This is a genomic window from Belnapia sp. (genome assembly GCF_059504005.1).
In genome coordinates this window covers 1-6,654 of record NZ_JCACHU010000064.1, presented here as the reverse complement: position 1 = coordinate 6,654, position 6,654 = coordinate 1, and the positions used below count along the sequence as shown (strand labels likewise).

The 6,654-nt window shown below is 65.7% G+C and carries 7 protein-coding genes and 3 pseudogenes; 4 read left to right on the top strand and 6 right to left on the bottom strand.

Annotation, left to right across the window (positions count from 1 at the left end; translation table 11 throughout):
- Window positions 1–571 precede the first annotated feature (571 nt).
- Window positions 572–1,606, top strand: a complete 1,035-nt coding sequence (locus AC5JJ1_RS10170) for a methyltransferase (protein WP_495785002.1) — start codon at window positions 572–574, stop codon at window positions 1,604–1,606.
- A gap of 72 nt (window positions 1,607–1,678) precedes the next feature.
- Here the strand turns inward: AC5JJ1_RS10170 and AC5JJ1_RS10165 are convergent.
- Window positions 1,679–2,053, bottom strand: a pseudogene (locus AC5JJ1_RS10165) (transposase); the annotation flags it as partial.
- On the opposite strand from AC5JJ1_RS10165, the gene AC5JJ1_RS10160 reads away from it, so the two are divergent.
- Window positions 1,988–2,227, top strand: a complete 240-nt coding sequence (locus AC5JJ1_RS10160; RefSeq protein ID WP_495785004.1) for a hypothetical protein — start codon at window positions 1,988–1,990, stop codon at window positions 2,225–2,227. The pseudogene AC5JJ1_RS10165 and the gene AC5JJ1_RS10160 overlap by 66 nt on opposite strands.
- Window positions 2,228–2,241: 14 nt before the next feature.
- On the opposite strand, the gene AC5JJ1_RS10155 is transcribed toward AC5JJ1_RS10160, so the two are convergent.
- The 4 genes and pseudogenes from AC5JJ1_RS10155 to AC5JJ1_RS10140 all read right to left on the bottom strand — a co-directional run bounded on the left by AC5JJ1_RS10155 (window position 2,242) and on the right by AC5JJ1_RS10140 (window position 3,824).
- Complete coding sequence (locus AC5JJ1_RS10155) at window positions 2,242–2,448, bottom strand: transposase (protein WP_495785001.1); 207 nt, start codon at window positions 2,446–2,448, stop codon at window positions 2,242–2,244.
- 22 nt (window positions 2,449–2,470) lie between these two features.
- Window positions 2,471–2,602, bottom strand: coding sequence for a transposase domain-containing protein (locus tag AC5JJ1_RS10150; protein ID WP_495785003.1), 132 nt, complete (start codon window positions 2,600–2,602; stop codon window positions 2,471–2,473).
- 36 nt (window positions 2,603–2,638) lie between these two features.
- Window positions 2,639–3,073, bottom strand: a pseudogene (locus AC5JJ1_RS10145) (IS66 family transposase); the annotation flags it as partial.
- Window positions 3,074–3,113: 40 nt separating this feature from the next.
- Window positions 3,114–3,824 (bottom strand): IS6 family transposase, encoded by a 711-nt coding sequence (locus AC5JJ1_RS10140; RefSeq protein WP_495785000.1) that lies wholly within the window; start codon window positions 3,822–3,824, stop codon window positions 3,114–3,116.
- A 134-nt stretch (window positions 3,825–3,958) separates the two neighbouring features.
- Here AC5JJ1_RS10140 and AC5JJ1_RS10135 point away from each other — a divergent pair.
- Both AC5JJ1_RS10135 and AC5JJ1_RS10130 read left to right on the top strand, forming a co-directional pair.
- A protein-coding gene (locus AC5JJ1_RS10135; RefSeq protein WP_495784999.1) for an IS5 family transposase occupies window positions 3,959–4,719 on the top strand; the annotation gives its coding sequence in 2 pieces (ribosomal slippage) (window positions 3,959–4,277 and window positions 4,277–4,719; 762 coding nt in all).
- Window positions 4,720–4,925: 206 nt separating this feature from the next.
- Window positions 4,926–5,927, top strand: coding sequence for a sensor histidine kinase (locus tag AC5JJ1_RS10130; RefSeq protein ID WP_495784998.1), 1,002 nt, complete (start codon window positions 4,926–4,928; stop codon window positions 5,925–5,927).
- 72 nt (window positions 5,928–5,999) lie between these two features.
- Here the strand turns inward: AC5JJ1_RS10130 and AC5JJ1_RS10125 are convergent.
- Window positions 6,000–6,472 (bottom strand): annotated as a pseudogene (locus tag AC5JJ1_RS10125) (IS630 family transposase).
- Window positions 6,473–6,654 lie beyond the last annotated feature (182 nt).

Below are 6,654 nucleotides of genomic sequence, written 5' to 3'. Positions count from 1 at the left end.
GCAATCCTCGAGATCGTCGGCGTGGAAGTGGATCGCCGCATAATCCCCGGGAGCGGAATCGGAAGAAGGCCGCCTGGGAGCGAACCCAATACGAGTGGAGCAAGACGGTTCATGACAGGGTGGCCGCCGGCGCCGGCAACGCTGAGGGTGGCCGCTGATTATCCCAAGCCGTAACCTACCCGCACACCGGCGCCTGGAGACCCGCCTGACTGGTGTGCGGAAGCTGGTGCTGATGCCGGGCAGCACCATGAACCGTGGCCCCATGGTTGCGGAGACCACGCTGATGAAGGCACTGGCCCAGGCGTTCCGGTGGCAGCGGGATGCTGGAGACGGGCCGTTACGAGACAATTACGCTCGAGGCGGGCTACCCCCGCCTCAGTGCCTGTTTGCGAAGGAGTATCGGCACTGGTCAACGATTCGAGTGCGCAATTTGGCACCAGTCCATCCGTCTCCGGCGAGAGTACATGGCTTGACTCTTGTTTTCGCAATTCGGGGCGTTGCAAGGTAACGTGTCAGCACGGTTGCAGCTGCCGCAGGCGGCACATTCTCGAGCGGGCTGAAGGACGTGCCCATGAGCACAAACATCACAGCTGCCACCGACCCCGGGGCAATGCTCAACCAACTCGCTTTGGCGATGCGCGTCTCCCGCGCGCTGCACGCGGCAGCGGTACTCGACCTTGCGGGCCTCCTTGCAGACGGGCCACGCGACAGCGCCTCACTGGCTGCTGCCACGCGCACACACCCCGGGGCCCTGCGCCGCCTAATGCGCGCCTTGTCGGCGTTCGGCGTCTTCGCTGAGACGGCGCCAGGTATCTTTGCGCCTACTCCCGTGTCTGACCGCCTGCGCGACGAAGCGCCGGACTCAATGCGCGCGGCTGTCCCGTTCCTTGCAGGCGACACGCGATGGAAGTGCTGGGGCGATATGCTCACCAGCCTGCATACTGGCGCTCCGGCTGCGGACCGCGTGCTCGGCATGAGCATCTTCGACTACTACGGGGCGCACCCGGCAGAGGCCGCGGTGCAGGAGCGCGCGATGGAAGGCCTCGCCGCCATCGCCTCCCGCGCCGTGCTGGCGGCCTACGACTTCGGGCGGTTCCGCTGCGCGATGGACGTCGGCGGCGGCAACGCCCGCATGCTGGCCGACATCCTCGCGGTCACGCCGTCGCTGATCGGGGTGTTGTTCGACCTGCCGCACGTCGGCCCGGCCGCGTCGGCGTTGCTGAACGGACGCGGGCTGGCCGCGCGCTGCCGCGTCGAGGGCGGCAGCTTTTTCGAGAGCGTTCCGCCGGGTGCCGACTTTCACCTGCTCAAGCAGGTGCTGCACGACTGGGACGACGAGCGTGCCGTGGCCATCCTGCGCGCCTGCCGCGCCGCGCTGCCCACCGATGGGACGCTTCTAGTGATTGAGCGGCTGATGCCAGAACGCGCCGAACCCGGACCTGGAGCCGAAAAGTTCCTCGTTGACCTGGAGATGCTGGTGATGCCTGGTGGGCTGGAGCGGACTGAAGGCGAGTTCCGTGCGCTGCTCGCCGGGGGAGGCTTCGCACCCCGCCGTTTCATTCAAACTAGCTCGGCCTATACGCTTATCGAGGCTGTGTGCGCCTAGAACGCCGTTGGCGAATCGTGATGCTGATAGGCGCCTGCGATTGGGATGAGCGAGGCGGTGGAGCATCAGGCGGATCGCGGCCAGAGTGACCATCGCCTCGGAGACCTCGGGCAGCGCCTCGTAGTCCTTGGACAGCCGGCGCCAGCATCCGAACCAGCCGAACGACCTCTCGATCACCCAGCGGCGCGGCTGGACGACGAAGCCGACGCTTCCGGCGAGACGGCGCACGATGATCAGCACTAATCCCGGCAGGAAGCAGGCGAGCAGGGCCGCGAACCGGTTGTAGGCGCTGTCGGCGAACACGGCCCGGAGCCAGGAGTAGAACGGCTTGACGCGCTTCAGCAGGTCGCCGAAGCCGTCCGCGTCCTGGACGTTGGCGGGATGCGCGACGACGCCGAGCAGCAGACCGTCCGCGTCGACCGCGACGTGGCGCTTGCGGCCCTTCAGCCGCTTGGCGGCATCCAGCCGCGTGGACCGCCGCTCTCGGTGGTGTTCACGCTCTGGGTGTCGACGACCGCCGCCGTGGAGCTGGCCTCTCGCCCGGCGCCCTTGCGCAGCAGGACCACGAGGTGGTGGCGGATGCTCTCCCACACGCCGTCCCGCAAGAAGGCAGGCATGTAGCCGTACACCGTGCGTCACGGCGGGAAGGCCGGAGGTGGCGGCAGGTGCCGCCACTGGCAACCGGTGCGGACGAGGTAGAAGAGCCCGTCCAGCAGGGTCCGAGGGTCTGTCGTGCGCGGCTGCCCGCCGGGCTTTGCCGGCAGGATCAGCGCCGCAAGCAACCGGAACTGCTCATCCGTCAGCGCCTGCCCGGCACCGAAATCACGTAAGCGTCCGTCCACGACTACGACGGTGTGGCAAGGGTCAGGCAGCGTCAGGCCGCAGGTGCCATGGTGCCAGGTCGCTGAGACAATTGATTGGGTAATCTGCGATGCGGTCGAGTAGGATGCGGAGGTAGGCCTGCGGATCCCAGCCGTTCAGCTCGGCGGTGCCGATCAGGGTGTAGATGGTGGCAGCGCGCCGGCCGCCCTCGGTCGATCCGGCGAACAGGTAGTTTTTTCTGCCGAGAGCCAGGGGGCGGATCTGCCGCTCGACGGCATTGTTGTGCAAGCAGGCACGGCCGTCGTGCAGCACTGTCGTCAGCGCAGCCCATTGCGTCAGCGTGTAGCGGATCGCCTTCGCCAGGTCGGACTTGCCTGAGATCCGCCGCAGCGTCGCCTCGAGCCAGCTGTGCAACTAGGTCATGATGGGAGCCGAGCGGGCCTGCCGGGCGGCGAGGCGCCGCTCGGGTGACTGGCCTTCGATCTCCGCCTCGATGGCAAACAGCGGCTTCATCCGCTCGATCGCCTCGCGGGCAATCGGGCTGCTGGTCGAGACCAGCTCGTCATGGAAGTACCGCCTGGCGTGCGTCCAGCACGCCGCCTCGACCACTTGGCCGGCCGCATAGAGCGGGTGGTTGTGTTGCAAAGTTTGTGGCAAGCCGCAAATGGCCACGACAGGCTCCAGATCAGGCAGCGACCCGTAACAGCTCGGCGATAAAGGTAGCTTGGGTCCGCATGTCTCGTCCGCTAACCTTTTGTACCTGCTCCTTCCTGATCATCGCCATTGCCTCGTAGCCTGCCAGTGTTCGTCGCGCCGTGTGGAAGCTGCCGAAGCCAAGCCCTGATCGGACCAGGCGTTTCGCGCGCCGGTGGTCTTGTTCAACTATGTTATTGAGATGCTTGCATGGTCGTAGTCGAGGGAAGCGCCACAGCTCGCCGTCCTCCTTCATCTCTGTGACAGCGCAGGGGTAGGCCGGGTTCTTGTCCACGGTGATGGTGCGCGGTTTCACCGTATGCGGCTGCCCGAGAGCCTTGCGGAAGAAGCGCTTTGCAGCCTCCGCGTCGCGCTTGGCCGAGAGCAGGAAGTCGATCGTCTGGCCGCGGCTGTCGACCGCGCGATACAGGTAGATCCAGCGGCCCTTCACCTGGATGTAGGTTTCGTCTACCCTCCATGAGCGGTTGCTCAGGCGCAGGTGCGGTCTGATCCGCATCTCGATCTCCGGCGCGTAGGTCTGCACCCTGCGGAATACCGTAGTATGCGCCACCTCCACGCCGCGGTCAGCCAGCATCAGTTCGAGATCGCGGTAGCTCACCGGGAACATCAGGTACCAGCGGACTGCCCAGAGGATCACCTCGGCGTTGAACTGTCGCCCTTTGAAGAACTGATCCGGCCTCACCGAGGCCACTCCCCGCCGTCTCGCCTTGCCCCCGGTTTGTACCTGCTCAGGATGGTACCGCAAGGACATAACAGAACCAATTTGCGTGCGTCGACGCGAGCGGTTGTGATTCTGAAGGGGACGGAGGTGGTGCCATGTCCGTTCCGTTCCTGCTTACCTCGGCCCAGATGCGCCGCATCCGGCCGCACTTCCCGCTCTCGCACGGGGTGCCGCGGGTGGACGACCGGCGCGTCTTCAGCGGCATCGTCTTCGTCATCCAGGGCGGCCTGCGCTGGCGCGATGCCCCGCCTGGCTACGGCCCCCACAAGACCCTCTACAACCGCTTCGTCCGCTGGAGCCGCTTGGGCGTGTTCAGCCGCATCTTTGCGGCGCTGGCCGGAGAGGCGGGCGAGCCCGACCGGTTGATCATCGACAGCACTCACCTGAAGGCGCACCGCACCGCGGCCAGCCTGCTCAGAAAGGGGCGCTTGATCGCTGCATCGGCCGTATCAAGGGCGGCCTGAACTCCAAGCTCCACGCCGTTTGCGATGGCCAAGGCCGTCCCGTCGTCATGATGCTCTCCGCGGGGCAGATGAATGACCAGAAGGGCGCCCACATCCTCGCCCCGCTACTGCCCAAGGCCCGCGAGCTGATCGCCGACCGCGGTTACGACAGCAACCCATTCCGTGCCGCACTCGCCGAGCTCGGCATCGCCGCTTGCATCCCACCCAAGAAGAACCGGAAACAGCCCATCCCCTACGACAAGGCGCTCCACCGCCAACGCCACCGCATCGAGATCACCTTCGGCCGCCTCAAGGACTGGCGCCGCATCGCAACCCGCTACGACCGATGCGCCACCACCTTCTTCGGCGCCATCACCCTCGCCGTCATCGTCATCTTCTGGCTCAGGGAATGAGTCCTGACCCTAGCTGTCATTGCTAAGGACGCTGTCTTTGATCATTCTGGTGGCGAGGGCTTTTCCCTTGAGGACGGCATGGGCGGCGTTTGCTGTATCGTAAAGTCAGCATGCGTGCCCAAGTCGCGGGCATAATGCAAACTGCTGAGCGGCGGCGACGGTTTCGCGTCGATCGTCATCTCGGGTAACACGGGAAGGCCCACATCTTGGCTGCCACGCCATCACGCCCACAGGATTGGGATCTGGAGCACCTACAGGCGGCTATCGAGGCTGCTGGCGTTGGCCTATGGTGGTGGAACGTCGAGACCGACGAGATTGCAATGGACCAGCGTGCCTACGCGCTGTGGGACTTGCACGAGGCAAGCGTTGGGACCTTTGCAGACCTCTCGGCGAAAATCCATCCAAAGGATCTCGACAGGGTGCGGGCGGCGTTCACTGCGACGCGAGGGATCGTCGGACCCTACGAGATCGACTTCCGCATCCTGTCTGGCGATGACATCCGGTGGGTATCCGCGCGCGGCCAGGGCCAAGATGCCAATATCCGACGTGATATCATGCGCGGCATTTTCCTCGACGTAACTGGGCGCAAGCAGGCCGAGGAGGGCAATCAGTTGCTGGCCGGCGAGATGAGCCACCGTGTTAAAAACCTGCTGCTGGTTGCCTCGCAACTCGCCCAGATCACCTCGCGCTCGGCGGCAACGGCCGCCGACATGGCGCAGGATCTCACTAAGCGACTGACCGCTCTGGGGCGCGCCCATGACCTTGTTCGCCCGCGGGGCGGCCGCCCAGTCGAAGCGGCGCTGCTCGGCGACTTGCTGACGGTGCTGCTGAAGGCTTATGACGACACGGACGGCACCGCCGGGCGCATTCGTGTCTCGGTGCCGCGGATGGATATTGGGGAGGCGGCGGCCACGACGCTGGCTCTCGTGGTGCACGAGTTGGCGACGAACTCTCTGAAGTACGGCGCGCTTTCGGCTGAGTGCGGCACGCTTGATTTGGGATGTACTGTTCAGGGCGACGATGTGGTGGTCGTCTGGACGGAACGGGGCGGCCCGGCCGTTGTCGAGCCTTCCGCTCCGGCCGGTTACGGCAGCGAACTCATCCGGCGTAGCATGGCGCGCCAGCTCGGTGGCACCATCGTCTTCGATTGGTCGGCGGAGGGCCTGATCGTCACAATGCGGATGCGGCGGGACCGCCTGGCGGCCTGAACGGCGTTGGTAGGACCATTTTGAATTGAGCGCTGCGTCGGACGCTTTGTTTGCCATTAGAGCTTTTTGCCATCAGTCGGCGTCATAGCCGGTGTTGGCGAAGTAGTTGGTGCACTCGGCTGGGGTGAAGGTGTCGATGATGCGGCCGATGGCGGCCCATAGGCCGTCGAGGCTGCGCTCGGCGGCTGAGCGGAGCGCGGCCTTCAGCTTGGCGAAGGCCTGTTCGATTGGGTTGAAGTCGGGACTATAGGGTGGAAGGAGAGCAGGCTCGCGCCTGCGGCCTTGATGGCGGCCCCCACGCCGGCGCCCTTGTGGCTGCCGAGGTTGTCCATGACGACGATGTCGCCCAGGCGGAGCTCGGGCACCAGCACCTGCTCGACATAGTCCTGGAAGAGCGAGCCGTTGATCGGCCCGTCGAGCACCATGGGCGCCACCATGCCGGTGTTGCGCAGGCCGGCGACAAAGGTGGCGGTCAGCCAGTGGCCGTGCGGGATGGCAGCCCGCAGCCGCTCACCCCGGGGTGCCCGGCCATGGGTGCGGGCCATGTTGGTCGAGGCCCAGGTTTCATCGATGAACACCAGCCCGTCCGGGTCGAGATCAGGCTGTGCCTCGAACTAGGCCCAGCGCCGCCTCAGGACGTCCGGCCGGTCCTGCTCCGCGGCGTGGGCAGTCTTATGGGATGGCCCGCCCCTCTCCGCTGTGGCGCTAGGCTGGCAAGGCAAGCTGA